Genomic DNA, 12,344 nt, shown 5'->3' with positions numbered 1-12,344 from the left:
ACTCCTGCCCCTGCGAATGCCGTCCCGGTAGCCGCGGCCGCGCCGCCAGCACCGGCACCCGCACCCGCGGCCGCAGCTCCGGGCTTTAGCCCGGACGCGCCGCCCACGCAGGATTTCATCTATCCGTCGATCAGCAACGGCTGCCTGGCCGACGGCGGTAACGTGCTGGCGCCCGCGCTGTCAGTGGCCGGGCCCGCGAAGATCCCTGCCCCGGGCCCCAAAGCCGGACAGACCGCCTACGTCTTCACCGCCATCGGCACCCCGGGCCCTGCCGACGTGCAGAAGCTGCCGTTGAACGTCACCTGGGTCAACCTGACCACCGGCAAGTCCGGAACGGTCACCCTCAAGCCGCGCACCGACATCAACGCGGACGGACCCACGACGTTGACCGCGATTGTCGACACCGGTTCGGGCAGCGTCATGTCGACGATCTTCGGGCAGGTCACCACAAAGGACAAGCAGTGCCAGTTCATGCCCACCATCGGCTCGACGGTGGTGCCCTAAACCCGAATCAGCGGTCAGTACGCCATGAACAGGATGGCGTCCCGGTCGTACTCCAGGCCGGGATGAACACTGGCCAGGTGCGCCTGGGTGAGCTCGACCAAATCGTCTTCGTCTTTGCCGACGATGGCCTCGCCGCACGGACAGTTCAGGTGTGTCTTCACGTTGCCGCCTTTCCCTTCTGAGCTGCCTTGAGCTGCTTCTTGTATGACCGCACCTGCTCGAGCGAGCGGGCGTCGGCGATATCGGCGACCGACATGTGGGTGCCGGCCTTGCCGTAGTCGCCGGCGGCTGTCCGCCAACCCTTCGGGGTCACCGAATACTGCTTGCCGAGCAACGCCAGGAAGATTCGCGCCTTCTGCTCGCCGAATCCCGGTAGCGCCTTGAGCCGCCGCAGCAACTCAGGCCCGTCGGGGTTGCCCGCGGTCCACAAAGCGGCGGCATCCCCGTCGTATTTGTCCACGATGATCTGGGCCACCGCCTGGATGCGCTTGGCCATTGAGCCTGGAAAGCGGTGTACTGCAGGCCTTTCCGAACATAGGTCGGCGAACTTGTCCGGGTCGTAGTCGGCGATCGCCGCTGCGTCGAAGCCACCCATCCGATCGGCGATCTTCTTCGGGCCGGCGAACGCGACCTCGAGTGGGATCTGCTGATCTAGGACCATCCCCACCAGCAACGCGAACGGATCGGCTGACAGCAGCGCATCCGCGGCCGGGTCTTGGGCAAGCTGCAGGTTCGGCACCGTCACAGTCTAGGACTCGGCCTAACGGCTACGGTGGCGGTACGCAAAAGGATCGGTGAGGGGAGCGCGTCAGGATGACCGGCACTTACTTGAGGAACCTCGCGGGATTCACCGGACTCTCCTGTATCTCCATCGGCGTCTACCATTTCGCGCTCGGGACGGCGTCGGTTCCCGGCGCGACCGACGCCAACGCGACGGTCGATTCGCGGGAGCGGTTCTACTCTGCTTATTTCGCCGGGTATGGCCTCGCTTGGCTGCGGGCCGCTCGCAAATCCCCGATCCGAGCCACCGACGTGCGTCTACTGGCCGGGTTAATGCTGCTTAGCGGTGTTGGACGGTTGATTTCGCTGGTCCACAATGGCCGGCCGCACTGGTTCCAGGAAGTGCTCGCAGCAATTGAATTCATGGTTCCCGCAGTATTTTTCGGGATTGCCGATGGCGAAGAGAAAGCCGAGCTGCCGTCTGCTGGGTAACCGACTACCCGCTCTTACGCCGGAACTCTCGACGGTTCTCCACCGGCCCGTGCGTGCGGGGGCCCTTGGCGCCGCCGTCCTTGTGAGCCGCTCCGGTCGCCGACTTTGCGTTCTTGCGCTCTAGGGCTTCTCGGAATTTGCGTTTGGTGCCGTCCTCCGACCCGGACTCCGACCCCGACTTGGATGCAGCCATGCCCGCAGCCTAACGCGACGACGATGCGCGCCGCGACGCGGCGTGCGGTGGGGGTACCGCCCAGCCGCGCAGCGGCGAGGGGGAGAGTCGCGCCATCGGCCTGAGTCACCGCACGCCCGGAGGCATGCCGTATACGTGTGCGATCGGCATTGTCAGCAGGACGCGACGGTCGGTGACCATGGCCTGGCGGTAGTCATCCCAGTCCGGGTGTTCACCGGCGATGTTGCGGTACAACGTGATCAGCGCTTCGACCGTGTCGTCGTCGCGCGCCAGCGCCGGCGGTGTCAGCTCCGCGGTGCCCTCGGCAACGGCATAGGACCACCCGTCGTCGGAGCTGACCAGCAGCGAGGCCCGCGGGTCGCGGCGCAGATTGCGGGTCTTGGCGCGCGGCTCGGTGACCGACACCTGGACGGCGAGCTTGCGGGCGTCGAAGTGGTAACTGACGTTGGACAGCTGTGGACGCCCGTCGCGCTTGACGGTGGCGAGCACGCCGAGGGAGTTATCGGCGATCACGGCCAGCAGCTTGTCGTCGAACACATGGCGTCCCATAGCGGAAGCCTACTAGTCGTCGCAGGGCCGCTACCATCACGTTCATGACCCGTTACGTGGCGTTTCTACGCGGGGTGAATGTCGGCGGCGTCAACCTCAAGATGGCCGATGTCGCGGATGCGTTGACCGAAGCCGGGTTTGGGCAAGTGCGAACGATTTTGGCGACCGGCAACATTCTGCTGGAGTCGCGAGCTGGTGCGGATGCGGTCCGCGCCAAGGCCGAGAGCGCGCTGCGGCAGCGATTCGGATATGACGCGTGGGTGCTGGTTTACCCCGTCGAGACGGTACGGACCATCGTCGACGGCTACCCGTTCGAGGCCGAGCGAGACGGCTACCAGTCCTACGTGACGTTTGTCAGCGATGCCGACGTGCTCGACGAACTCGCCGGGCTGGCTGACAAAGCCGGGGCCGACGAGAAGATCAGCCGCGGACCCGGTTCCACTGGCGTGATCTATTGGCAGGTGGCCAAGAACCACACGCTGGACAGCACGATCGGCAAAACGATGGGCAAGAAGCGATACAAATCGTCGACCACCACGCGCAACGTGCGCACGCTGGTCAAAGTTCTGCGCTGATCTCAGTCGTCGGAGGCGGCCTCGAGGTAGCGCAGCGCCTCGGCCTTGCCGAGCCCCAGTCCTCTTGCGACGTCGAGGTAGCTGCGCGCCGCGGCCGCCATCGCGGAATCCGACGGGTCGGCGCGGGCGACGAATGTGCCGAATCGCCCACGGGTTTCGACGACGCCGGCGGTCTCCAGCTCGCGGTAAGCGCGGGCCACGGTGTTGACCGCCAGGCCCAGCTGACCGGCCAGTTCGCGGACTGTCGGCAGCCGGGTTCCGGGCGGCAACCTACCGTCTCGAATCGCGTCGATGATCTGGTTTCGCAGCTGGTCGAACAGCGGTCGACCAGCTCGCCCGTCAACCCGCAGCCATTCCCCCAGCTCCACCTGCTCAGTATCGCGCAGCCCGGTTATGTTCGATGGCGGCGACCCGCTGCACTCGGCTTCGCCGAGTTTGCGATCGCCGCTATGTCGGATGGCGGCGACCCGCTGCACTCGGCTTCGCCGAGTTTGCGATCGCCGCTATCTTGGTGGGGTGCGGATAACGGTCTTGTCCGGCGCGGGGATCTCCGCGGAGAGCGGCGTGCCGACGTTTCGCGACGACAAGAACGGACTGTGGGCTCGGTTCGACCCCTACGAGTTGTCCAGCACCCAAGGCTGGCTTGCCAACCCCGAACGGGTGTGGGGCTGGTATTTGTGGCGGCACTACCTGGTGGCCACTGTGGAGCCCAACGACGGGCATCGCGCCGTCGCGGCCTGGCAGGACCACGCCGAGGTCAGCGTCGTCACCCAGAACGTCGACGATCTGCATGAGCGCGCCGGCAGCTCACCGGTGCATCATCTGCACGGCAGCTTGTTTGACTTCCGTTGCGCGACTTGCGATTTACCCTACACCGGCGAACTGCCCGAGATGCCCGAGCCGACCCTGGAAGTTGAACCGCCGACGTGCAACTGCGGCGGTTTGATCCGGCCCGACATCGTATGGTTCGGCGAGCCGCTGCCCGAGGAGCCATGGCAGAGCGCGGTGGACGCGACAGTCGCCGCCGACATTCTGATCGTGGTGGGGACTTCGGCCATCGTGTATCCAGCGGCGAGCCTGCCCGAGTTGGCGCTGGCGCGCGGCACGGTCGTCATCGAGGTCAACCCGGAGCCAACGCCGCTGTCCGACAGTGCGACCCTCACCGTGCGCGAGTCGGCCAGCAAGGCGCTGCCGACACTGCTGCAACGGCTGCCCGCGCTGCTGAACTAAGCCGGACGCCGCGCCCGGCCGAGCACGAACTCGGACACCGGCAGCGGCGCCCATACCGGCAACGTCTGCTCGATTCGGGCGTCGTCCACTTCGAATCCCGCGGCGCGGATCGACTCGCCGGTGCGGCGGTGGGTGTGACAATTGCCCGCCAGCTTCGGCCATATCGTCGCATCGGCGAGCCGCTGGAATCGGCCGCGAATCCCGCCGCTGGCCACATGCTCCAGATAGCGCAGCTCGCCACCCGGACGCAACGACGAAAATAGTTGCTGCAGAACTGAATTGGGGTCGTTTACCGAACACAGGACCAGCGAGCACACCACTGCGTCAAAGGGCTCGTCGGCTGCGAAATCCTCCACCGCCGCGTCGCTCACCACAACTGGAACGCCTGCGTCGGCGGCCGCGTCGCGCGCTCGCACGGCGAGCCGATGCTCGGGCTCGACCGCCACAACCTGCGCGATGGAATCCGGGTAGAACGGAAAGTTGGTCCCGATGCCCGCGCCGACCTCGAGGACCCGGCCGGACAAGCCGGCGAGGTTTTCTCGACGAAGCGCGCGAATCTGCTCGGTCTCGTGGGCGGCGATCGTGGGCCAAATCCGGGCGAAGAACGGGTTGTCGACCGTTACCGGGGGCCGCTGGCGCGAAGACGTCACGCTGGTGAACCTTCTGTCCGTTTCTGCAAAGAGCCTGCCGCCATCAGCCATTCCACCGTCTGCTGCGGGGTGGCATCGGCGCCGGCGAGCCCCTCCACGATATGCCCGCAAAACACCGCACCGAGTACCCGGTCGGCGAACTCTTCTGGGTCGCCGAACGGCAGGTGCGGTTTGGCGATCATCAGCGATGCCACGCCGTGCGCTGCACTCCACAGCTGCAGGGCGACGGTCGCGGCATCGCCGGGTGGGCAGACGCCCTCGTCCATCAGCGACCCCACGGTGGCACACATGTGCTCGAACGCCGAACTCGCCAGGGCTGCGTCGACGTCGCTGCCCGAGCGCCACTCGCTCATCGTCGCGATCCGGTAGAGCTCCGGGGTCTCGGTCGCGAACTGGACATATGCCCGCCCCTGTGCACGTAGCACCTCGATGGTGGACGGCTGCCCCGCGGAGACCCGCTGCATTTCCTCATCGAGCTTCTCGAAGTAGCGTGCGCAGACGGCGTCGAGCAGGGTGTCTTTGTCTTCGAAATGCAGATAGATCGACGGCGGCGTCACCCCTACCCGGTGTGCCACTGAGCGAATCGAAACCGCTTTGGCGTGCCCGGTTTCCAGCAGGAGGTCGGTCGCGGCGTCCAGGATTTCGTCGCGCAGCAGATCGCCGGATCCACGAGGTGCACGACGACGGCGAAGGTTGTCCGCTGCCGGGCGGGCCGGGCTAGCCATTGTCGGTGACTGTCGCGGCGGCACGCGCGCCCCGACCGCCGACGGGCACTGCCGAGTCGACGTCTTCGCGGCGATGCCGCCCGTTCGAACTTTCAGCCGCCTCCGGCAGGGTCGCGCCGTCGGCCAACTCACTGATGCCGAACCGCTCATGCAGCCAGCCCAGTGGTTTGGGCGCCCACCAACTCCACCGGCCGAGCACATGCATGAACGCCGGAACCAGGACCATCCGCACCAACGTGGCGTCGGCCAGCACGGCGAGTGTCAGCCCGACACCGAACATCCGCATGAACGACACCTGAGCCGGGATCAACGCTGCGAACGAAATCGACATCACCAGCGCAGCGGCAGTAACCACGCGGCCGGTGCGCGCCAGCCCGAGCGCCACACTTTCGTCGTTGTCGGCACGAATTCTGCTGTTGTCGGCCGTCGCAGGGCGGGCTGCGACGGAAGCCAACCAGAACTCCCGGATCCGGGAAACCAGGAACACCTCGTAATCCATCGACAAGCCGAACGCGACGCAGAACAACAGCACCGGAATGTTGGCCACCAAGGTCCCGCTGGGGGTTGTCCCGAAAGCACCTAAGTGGCCGTCCTCGAAGATCCACACCAGTGCGCCGAATGCCGCGGTCAGCGACAGCACGTTGCACACCAGGGCCTTCAGCGGCAGCACGACGCTGCCGGTCAGCAGAAACAGCAAAGCCAACGTGATAACGGCGATGAGCCCCAACACCAGCGGCAGCCGCGTGGTGATCCCGTGCACGCTGTCGCGGTTGATCTGAGCCAGGCCAGCCATCTGCACCGACCGGCCGGCCGGCCCGGGGACCTGGTGCAGCCGGTCCAGCTGGGTGTCGGAGGCTTGCGAGAACAGCGGCGCGGTGGTGGCGACGGTCAAGAATGCGCTGCCACCGGTTATCCCGGTGGGCGCAGACGGCGGCCCGACTCGGTTGCCGGCCGCGAACGTCCCGGTCGGGGCGGATACCACCGAGACGTTGGCCACCCGGGACAGGTCGGCGGCGTAGCGGTCGAAGTCGGCCGGGCTCACTCCGCGGGCGTCGGGAATGACGACGGGCACCGCCGTCGCCGAGTCATCGGTGAAGTCGCGGCGTAACTGGTCACCAACCGCGTGCGCCGAGGTCGATCGCGGCAGCACCCGGTCGTCGGGCATACCCCACTTCACCGAGAGGAACGGAACCCCCAGCATCAACAGCAGCGCGACGACGGCCAGACCAACCGGGATTGCTCGGCGCATGACGAACTTGGTCAATCGATACCAGAACAGTTGTTCCACCGGCTTGTGCACCGGATCCGGGCGACCGAGTATCCGCCGGCCGAGCTGGCGCACGTCCAGCGCGTCCAGTCGCGGTCCGAGCAGCACGATCGCCGCCGGTGTCACGAGGATTGCTGCCACCGCGACGAACGCCACGGTGGCCACGCCGGCGTAAGCGAAGGACTTCAAGAAGTACATCGGGAACAGCACCATCACCGCCATCGACAATGCGACGGTCGTCGCCGAGAACAGCACCGTGCGGCCGGCGGTCGCCATGGTCCGGATCAGCGCCTCGTCGCGACCGCTGCCATCGGCCAACTCGTCTCGATATCGGCTGATGATCAGCAGGGTGTAATCGATGGCCAGGGCCAGGCCCAACGCGGTGCTGAGGTTCAGTGCATAGGTCGAGACGTCGGTGCCGAAGCTGATCAGCCGAAGCACCGACATAGAGCCGACGATCGCCAGCCCGCCCAGGGTGATGGGCAAGGCCGCGGTCAGCAACCCGCCGAAGACCCAGACCAGCACCAGGAAGCTCAGCGGAATCGCGATGGATTCCATCAGCAGCAGGTCACGCTCGTTTTGGTGGTTGATCTGGTTATAGACCATCGCCACGCCACCGGCGCGGACGGCGACGCCGTCGCGATCGTGCACGACTTGCTGCGCCAGCGCCTTGGCGTAGTTCTGCGCGGAGTTCTCGCCGCCCGCGAGATTCGCCACGATCAATCCGGACTTGCCGTCTTTGCTCACCAGATCGGCGGCCAGGTGCGGCGGACTGGCGCTGGGTCCGGTCCACGCCGAAGACACGTTGAATACCCCAGCGGACCGTTTCAGCTGCTCGACGATGTCGGTCGCAACATGGCGGGCTTGGCCGCTTTGGGCGCCGGCCGGCGCAGTCACCAGGATCACCAGCTGCTGATCGCTCTGGCCGAACTTGTCGGTCAACAGCTTGCCGGCCGCCGAGGACTCCGAATTCGGGTCCTGAAAGCCGCCGGCGGAGAGGCTTTTGGCTACCGGCAGCCCGAAGATCGCGGCCCCGACCATGACCAGGCCTGCGATGAGAAGTATTCGGCGCGGCGCGGCGATGGCAAGGCGAGCGATTCGCTGCAGCATGCGTGTCCTTCCGCCATGGATATCGGCGCTAACTTATCAGCGATAACCTAGCGATGCAACGTGTAGCGCGCCCCTCAACGCCTTATCGATAGATACGTACCCGGCATCCGCGATAGTTCAACGCAACGCCGATCAACCACGACATTCCGCGGAGCCTATCGCCTGGTAATTCGATCCATGACCAATATCCGGCATGCCGGACGTCACGTCCACAGCGTCACAACCCTACCCGACGGTAATATTGCCAACGTTTTCCGAATCGTGACTCAAAGATTCCTTAATGGCGACTCATACGCTCATCTACATGTGGATCGACGATTCGAGTGCCGACGTAATCAAGGCTGATTTCGAGGCTCTCTACCACGGCGACGTGCTAGTGGAAGGCGAGACCTCGGAGCAACTCGACGACTGGCACCCGCTGCCGACTGCGAGCTGATCTGACATAGCGCGCCTGTCGAATCGGGCGCGCTGGCGACGAGGTACCACCGAGCCTCAAAGGCGCTTGTGCCGTTGCCCCATTTGTTTCGGCCCCCGGCCCCCGGGGGCCTTTTTCTGCCCGACTCCTCAGCAGCCGCATTGCGGCTGCATCGTCGTCGGGCGGTGGGGGCCTTTTCTTCGGCTGAGTCGCTGCCCGGATCAGCGTTAGCGAGGCGCCATCCGAATCGCGCCGTCGAGCCGGATGACCTCCCCGTTGAGCATCGGGTTCTCCACGATGTGCACGGCGAGCGCGCCGTACTCGTCCGGGTTACCGAGCCGGCTGGGATGCGGCACCTGCTGGCCGAGCGACTGCCTGGCCGGCTCGGGCAGGCCCGCCAGCAATGGGGTGTCGAACAACCCCGGGGCGATCGTCATCACGCGGATGCCCTTGCTGGCCAAGTCGCGTGCGATCGGCAGCGTCATGCCGACCACGCCGCCCTTGGACGCCGAATACGCGGCCTGTCCGATCTGGCCGTCGAACGCCGCCACCGAAGCGGTGTTGATGATGACACCGCGCTCCTCACCGACCAGGTCATTTTTGGCGATGCGCTCGGCGCCCAACCGCAGCACGTTGAAGGTGCCGATCAGGTTGATCTCCACGACGATTCGGAACAGGTCCAGCGGGAACACGCCGTCCTTGCCGAGCACCCGGATGGCATTACCGGTGCCGGCGCAGTTCACCACGATGCGCAGCGGGCCCAGCGACTCGGCGATGTCCAGCGCCGAGGTCACCGCCTTCTCGTCGGTGACGTCGGCGGGCGCGAAGCGGGCACGATCGCCGAGCTCGCGGACGACCTCCTCGCCCTTGAGGTCGAGCACCACCACCTGCGCGCCGCCGTCCAGCAGGCGCCTGGTTGTGGCCAGCCCCAGGCCGGAGGCCCCGCCGGTGACGAGCGCTACGGCATCCCTGATCTCCACGCAATGTTCCTTTCGGTTCGGTCGGGCCGCTCCCCGCGGGAGCCGACCTACTGGTTGGTCGGGACTATACCCAGTCGCTGAGGACGGCTTCGGTGTCGGCTCCGGGCTGCCCGGGCGGGCGGGGCTCGCCGGGAGACGTGCGCGAGAACCGGGGCGCCGGCAACGGCTGCAGCCCGCCGCTGGTCTGGTAGAAGGTTTTCCGCTGGGCGATGTGCGGTTCGCTCTCCACCTCACCGAACGCCAGCACCGGCGTCACGCACGCATCGGAATCGGCGAAGACCTTCGCCCAATGGTCGCGGTCGCGGCTTGCGAACACCTCGGTGAACCGGGCCCGCAGCTCAGCCCAGCGGCTGCGGTCGTTTTGCGCCGGTAGCTCCGCGGCGTCCAAGCCGAGCCCGGCCAGCATCGCCGCGTAGAACTGCGGCTCGATGGCGCCCACCGCGACATAGCGACCGTCCGCGCACTCGTAGGTGTCGTAGTAAGGCGCACCGGTGTCCAGCATGTTGGTGCCGCGCTCGTCGGTCCACATACCCATGGCGCGCATGCCCCACATCATCTGGATCAGCACCGAGGACCCGTCGATCATCGCCGCGTCGATAACCTGGCCTTTGCCAGACGTCTGCCGCTCCCAGAGCGCCGCCAGGATCCCGAGCAGCAGGAACATCGACCCGCCGCCGAAGTCGCCGACCAGGTTCAGCGGCGGCACCGGCCGCTCGTTGACTCGGCCGATGGCGTGCAGCACGCCGTTGAGCGAGATGTAGTTGATGTCGTGACCGGCCTGCTGGCTGCGTGGTCCGCTTTGTCCCCACCCGGTCATCCGGCCGTAGATCAGCCGGTCGTTGACCTTGGCGCAGTCGTCAGGGCCCAGGCCCAAGCGCTCGGTGACGCCCGGCCGGAATCCCTCGATCAGCACGTCAGCCTTCGCGACGAGCTTGAGGACAAGCTCGCGGCCCTGCTCGGACTTGAGGTCGGCGACGACGAAGCGTCGGTTGCGCAGCATCGGGTCGGTGCCGCTGGCGCCCGGCCGGTCGATGCGCACGATGTCCGCGCCGAGGTCGCCGAGGATCATCGCGGCGTGCGGGCCCGGCCCGATCCCGGCGAGTTCGATGACTCGCAGTCCTGTCAGCGGTCCCGCCATCTCTCCCGACCTCCTTGTCGACAGACCAATTAACCCGCGTGGCGATCGCAAGCGCGGCGCAGCCGGGCGCAGCGGGTCGCCACTAGAACAATCGCATCTTCGCAGTCGGCCTGGATGGCGCTGCACCCCGGTCGCTTAAGGTGATCTCCATGACCGCCATCGATTCCGGAATCGACACCCTCGCGCCCGTCAGCGGGCTTGCCGTCACCCTCGCGGACGGGGTGCTTTCGGTGACGATCGATCGTCCGGAGAGCCTGAATTCGCTGACGTTGCCGGTGCTCACCGGGATCGCCGATGCGATGGAGCAGGCAGCGAACGATCCGCGAGTGAAAGTGGTGCGCCTCGGCGGCGCCGGCCGCGGCTTCAGCTCCGGCGCAGGGATGAGCGCCGACGACGTGGCAAGCGGCGGCCCGGGGGCCGAGCTCATCTTGGCTGTCAACCGCGCTATCCGGGCCATCGTGGCGCTGCCGCAGCCAGTTGTGGCGGTCGTTCAAGGACCGGTCGCCGGCGTTGGGGTATCTCTGGCCATCGCCTGCGACCTGATATTGGCCTCGGACACAGCGTTTTTCATGCTCGCCTTCACAAAAATCGGCCTGATGCCCGACGGCGGTGCTTCGGCGCTGGTCGCCGCCGCGATCGGTCGAACACGTGCGATGCAAATGGCGTTGCTCGCCGAGCGGCTACCCGCCGCCGATGCACTGGCCGGCGGCCTGATCAGTGCCGTCTACCCCGCCGACGAGTTCGAGGCCGAGGTGGACAAGGTGGTGTCCGGACTGCTGTCCGGCCCCGCGGTGGCGTTCGCCAAGACCAAGGAGGCCGTCAACGCGGCGACGCTGCCGCAGTTGGAGGCTGCGCTACAGCGCGAACTGGAGGGTCAGCAAGTCCTGCTGGCTTCCCCCGACTTCCGCGAGGGGGCAAGGGCTTTCCAAGAGCGTCGGACACCGAACTTCACCGACAGCTGACTCGCGAACTCACAGACCGAACAGCGGGGGCAGCGCGAGCAGCATCACTAGGCTCCACACGAAGTGGGTCAGGATCGGTGCGAGCACACCACCGGTCGCGCGGCGCTCCCATGCGCACACCGTGCCCAAGAAGATAGCGGCGAACCCGAGCATCAGGTTTCCACTGGCCAACGTCGCGACCACGTATACGACGGTCGAGATGAGTACCGGCTGGTGTCGACCCAACGCCGTGTAGAGCGCGCCGCGGTAGAACAACTCCTCAGCGATCCCACCGAGCAGCGCGACGGTCAAGGTGAGCCGCCACGATCCCTGGTCGGTGTAGTACAACACTCGGGTAATCAACTCGGAGACCGCGGGAATCTGCCTGGCGATCAACCCGCCGACCACGAAAGCGCCACCGACCACCAGACCGACGACGGTGCCGGATATCACCGGACGCTGGTTGCGGCCACGCCAGCGGACGCCGCCCAGATGCAACGGACCGGAGGCCAGTGCCCCGAGCGCCCATATCGCGGCCAGCAGCAGCGACAACCAGTAGAAGCTCGGCTCGCCGGGATGCCGTCGCAGCGCGAACCCCAACGCCGCCGCGCCCAGCAGCAGCACGACCACCACAACGATTCGACGCCGGAGCACGGTCGACGGCGGTTCATTGTGCGGCACAGCAACATTGAAGATCCCGCGACGAATTTCTTCGACGGCGCTGGGATGCGGACGACTAGTCAGGTCTGTCATGCGAAGCGCACCTTCGGTGTCAGAGTGATCAGCATGTCGAGGCCGGTTCGCAGTGCACCGGCGATGGGTCCTGGGACCGCGTCCATCAACGCGAGACCGGGC

General features: G+C 66.4%; 16 protein-coding genes and 1 pseudogene. 6 read left to right on the top strand and 11 right to left on the bottom strand.

The features are described from left to right. Positions 1 to 504 (top strand): annotated as a pseudogene (locus WB785_RS06375) (hypothetical protein); the annotation flags it as partial. Between the two features lie 14 nt (positions 505 to 518). Here the strand turns inward: WB785_RS06375 and WB785_RS06370 are convergent. Together WB785_RS06370 and WB785_RS06365 are read right to left on the bottom strand one after the other, a co-directional pair. Further along, entirely contained in the window at positions 519 to 665 is a 147-nt protein-coding gene (locus WB785_RS06370) for a DUF1059 domain-containing protein (RefSeq protein WP_424077929.1), read from the bottom strand. Then, on the bottom strand, positions 662 to 1,243 hold the full coding sequence (locus WB785_RS06365; RefSeq protein ID WP_424077928.1) for an HhH-GPD-type base excision DNA repair protein: 582 nt from the start codon (positions 1,241 to 1,243) through the stop codon (positions 662 to 664). Before WB785_RS06365 ends, WB785_RS06370 begins: the two co-directional genes overlap by 4 nt. Before the next feature lie 74 nt (positions 1,244 to 1,317). Here WB785_RS06365 and WB785_RS06360 point away from each other — a divergent pair, with 74 nt between their 5' ends. Continuing rightward, complete coding sequence (locus WB785_RS06360; protein ID WP_424077927.1) at positions 1,318 to 1,716, top strand: DUF4345 domain-containing protein; 399 nt, start codon at positions 1,318 to 1,320, stop codon at positions 1,714 to 1,716. Between the two features lie 4 nt (positions 1,717 to 1,720). On the opposite strand, the gene WB785_RS06355 is transcribed toward WB785_RS06360, so the two are convergent. Then, entirely contained in the window at positions 1,721 to 1,909 is a 189-nt protein-coding gene (locus WB785_RS06355) for a DUF5302 domain-containing protein (RefSeq protein WP_424077926.1), read from the bottom strand. Between the two features lie 105 nt (positions 1,910 to 2,014). Beyond that, positions 2,015 to 2,458, bottom strand: a complete 444-nt coding sequence (locus tag WB785_RS06350; RefSeq protein WP_424077925.1) for a PPOX class F420-dependent oxidoreductase — start codon at positions 2,456 to 2,458, stop codon at positions 2,015 to 2,017. A gap of 44 nt (positions 2,459 to 2,502) precedes the next feature. Here WB785_RS06350 and WB785_RS06345 point away from each other — a divergent pair, with 44 nt between their 5' ends. Then, positions 2,503 to 3,033 carry a DUF1697 domain-containing protein gene (locus tag WB785_RS06345; protein ID WP_424077924.1) on the top strand — a complete coding sequence of 177 codons (531 nt, stop codon included), beginning with the start codon at positions 2,503 to 2,505 and terminating at the stop codon, positions 3,031 to 3,033. A 2-nt stretch (positions 3,034 to 3,035) separates the two neighbouring features. Here the strand turns inward: WB785_RS06345 and WB785_RS06340 are convergent, their stop codons facing one another. After that, the gene (locus WB785_RS06340) at positions 3,036 to 3,401 is read right to left on the bottom strand and encodes a GntR family transcriptional regulator (protein WP_424077922.1); all 366 of its coding nucleotides are present in this window, start codon (positions 3,399 to 3,401) and stop codon (positions 3,036 to 3,038) included. Between the two features lie 148 nt (positions 3,402 to 3,549). On the opposite strand from WB785_RS06340, the gene WB785_RS06335 reads away from it, so the two are divergent. After that, positions 3,550 to 4,263, top strand: a complete 714-nt coding sequence (locus WB785_RS06335; RefSeq protein WP_424077921.1) for an NAD-dependent deacylase — start codon at positions 3,550 to 3,552, stop codon at positions 4,261 to 4,263. On the opposite strand, the gene WB785_RS06330 is transcribed toward WB785_RS06335, so the two are convergent. From WB785_RS06330 to WB785_RS06320, 3 genes are read right to left on the bottom strand one after another with little or no spacing between them, the layout of a single operon-like run. After that, positions 4,260 to 4,913 (bottom strand): class I SAM-dependent methyltransferase, encoded by a 654-nt coding sequence (locus tag WB785_RS06330; protein ID WP_424077919.1) that lies wholly within the window; start codon positions 4,911 to 4,913, stop codon positions 4,260 to 4,262. The two genes, WB785_RS06335 and WB785_RS06330, sit on opposite strands and share 4 nt — an antisense overlap. Then, positions 4,910 to 5,638 (bottom strand): TetR/AcrR family transcriptional regulator, encoded by a 729-nt coding sequence (locus WB785_RS06325; RefSeq protein ID WP_424077918.1) that lies wholly within the window; start codon positions 5,636 to 5,638, stop codon positions 4,910 to 4,912. The genes WB785_RS06330 and WB785_RS06325 overlap by 4 nt, the downstream gene beginning before the upstream one ends. Then, a complete protein-coding gene (locus tag WB785_RS06320) occupies positions 5,631 to 8,015 on the bottom strand; it encodes an MMPL family transporter (protein ID WP_424077916.1) in 2,385 nt (794 codons plus the stop codon). The genes WB785_RS06325 and WB785_RS06320 overlap by 8 nt, the downstream gene beginning before the upstream one ends. 280 nt (positions 8,016 to 8,295) lie before the next feature. Between WB785_RS06320 and WB785_RS06315 the strand changes: the two genes are divergently transcribed. Then, entirely contained in the window at positions 8,296 to 8,451 is a 156-nt protein-coding gene (locus tag WB785_RS06315) for a hypothetical protein (protein ID WP_424077930.1), read from the top strand. Between the two features lie 206 nt (positions 8,452 to 8,657). Here the strand turns inward: WB785_RS06315 and WB785_RS06310 are convergent, their stop codons facing one another. Then, positions 8,658 to 9,410 (bottom strand): 3-hydroxyacyl-CoA dehydrogenase, encoded by a 753-nt coding sequence (locus tag WB785_RS06310; protein ID WP_424077915.1) that lies wholly within the window; start codon positions 9,408 to 9,410, stop codon positions 8,658 to 8,660. Between the two features lie 64 nt (positions 9,411 to 9,474). Then, on the bottom strand, positions 9,475 to 10,548 hold the full coding sequence (locus WB785_RS06305; RefSeq protein WP_424077914.1) for a CaiB/BaiF CoA transferase family protein: 1,074 nt from the start codon (positions 10,546 to 10,548) through the stop codon (positions 9,475 to 9,477). A gap of 149 nt (positions 10,549 to 10,697) precedes the next feature. Between WB785_RS06305 and WB785_RS06300 the strand changes: the two genes are divergently transcribed. Then, a complete protein-coding gene (locus WB785_RS06300) occupies positions 10,698 to 11,510 on the top strand; it encodes an enoyl-CoA hydratase (protein WP_424077912.1) in 813 nt (270 codons plus the stop codon). 9 nt (positions 11,511 to 11,519) lie between these two features. Here WB785_RS06300 and WB785_RS06295 read toward each other — a convergent pair whose 3' ends face one another. After that, positions 11,520 to 12,242, bottom strand: coding sequence for a lysostaphin resistance A-like protein (locus WB785_RS06295; RefSeq protein ID WP_424077911.1), 723 nt, complete (start codon positions 12,240 to 12,242; stop codon positions 11,520 to 11,522). Positions 12,243 to 12,344 lie beyond the last annotated feature (102 nt).

The sequence above is a fragment of the Mycobacterium sp. genome (genome assembly GCF_049585075.1).
In the GTDB taxonomy this organism is placed as follows: domain Bacteria; phylum Actinomycetota; class Actinomycetes; order Mycobacteriales; family Mycobacteriaceae; genus Mycobacterium.
This window is presented reverse-complemented; position numbering and strand designations above follow the sequence as displayed.

Excerpts from the sequence above, each read along its gene's own strand:
- WB785_RS06360 (WP_424077927.1), top strand. The coding sequence starts at position 1,318 with ATGACCGGCACTTACTTGAGGAACCTCGCGGGATTCACCGGACTCTCC.
- WB785_RS06355 (WP_424077926.1), bottom strand. The coding sequence starts at position 1,909 with ATGGCTGCATCCAAGTCGGGGTCGGAGTCCGGGTCGGAGGACGGCACC.
- WB785_RS06350 (WP_424077925.1), bottom strand. The coding sequence starts at position 2,458 with ATGGGACGCCATGTGTTCGACGACAAGCTGCTGGCCGTGATCGCCGAT.
- WB785_RS06345 (WP_424077924.1), top strand. The coding sequence starts at position 2,503 with ATGACCCGTTACGTGGCGTTTCTACGCGGGGTGAATGTCGGCGGCGTC.
- WB785_RS06325 (WP_424077918.1), bottom strand. The coding sequence starts at position 5,638 with ATGGCTAGCCCGGCCCGCCCGGCAGCGGACAACCTTCGCCGTCGTCGT.
- WB785_RS06320 (WP_424077916.1), bottom strand. The coding sequence starts at position 8,015 with ATGCTGCAGCGAATCGCTCGCCTTGCCATCGCCGCGCCGCGCCGAATA.
- WB785_RS06315 (WP_424077930.1), top strand. The coding sequence starts at position 8,296 with ATGGCGACTCATACGCTCATCTACATGTGGATCGACGATTCGAGTGCC.
- WB785_RS06305 (WP_424077914.1), bottom strand. The coding sequence starts at position 10,548 with ATGGCGGGACCGCTGACAGGACTGCGAGTCATCGAACTCGCCGGGATC.
- WB785_RS06300 (WP_424077912.1), top strand. The coding sequence starts at position 10,698 with ATGACCGCCATCGATTCCGGAATCGACACCCTCGCGCCCGTCAGCGGG.
- WB785_RS06295 (WP_424077911.1), bottom strand. The coding sequence starts at position 12,242 with ATGACAGACCTGACTAGTCGTCCGCATCCCAGCGCCGTCGAAGAAATT.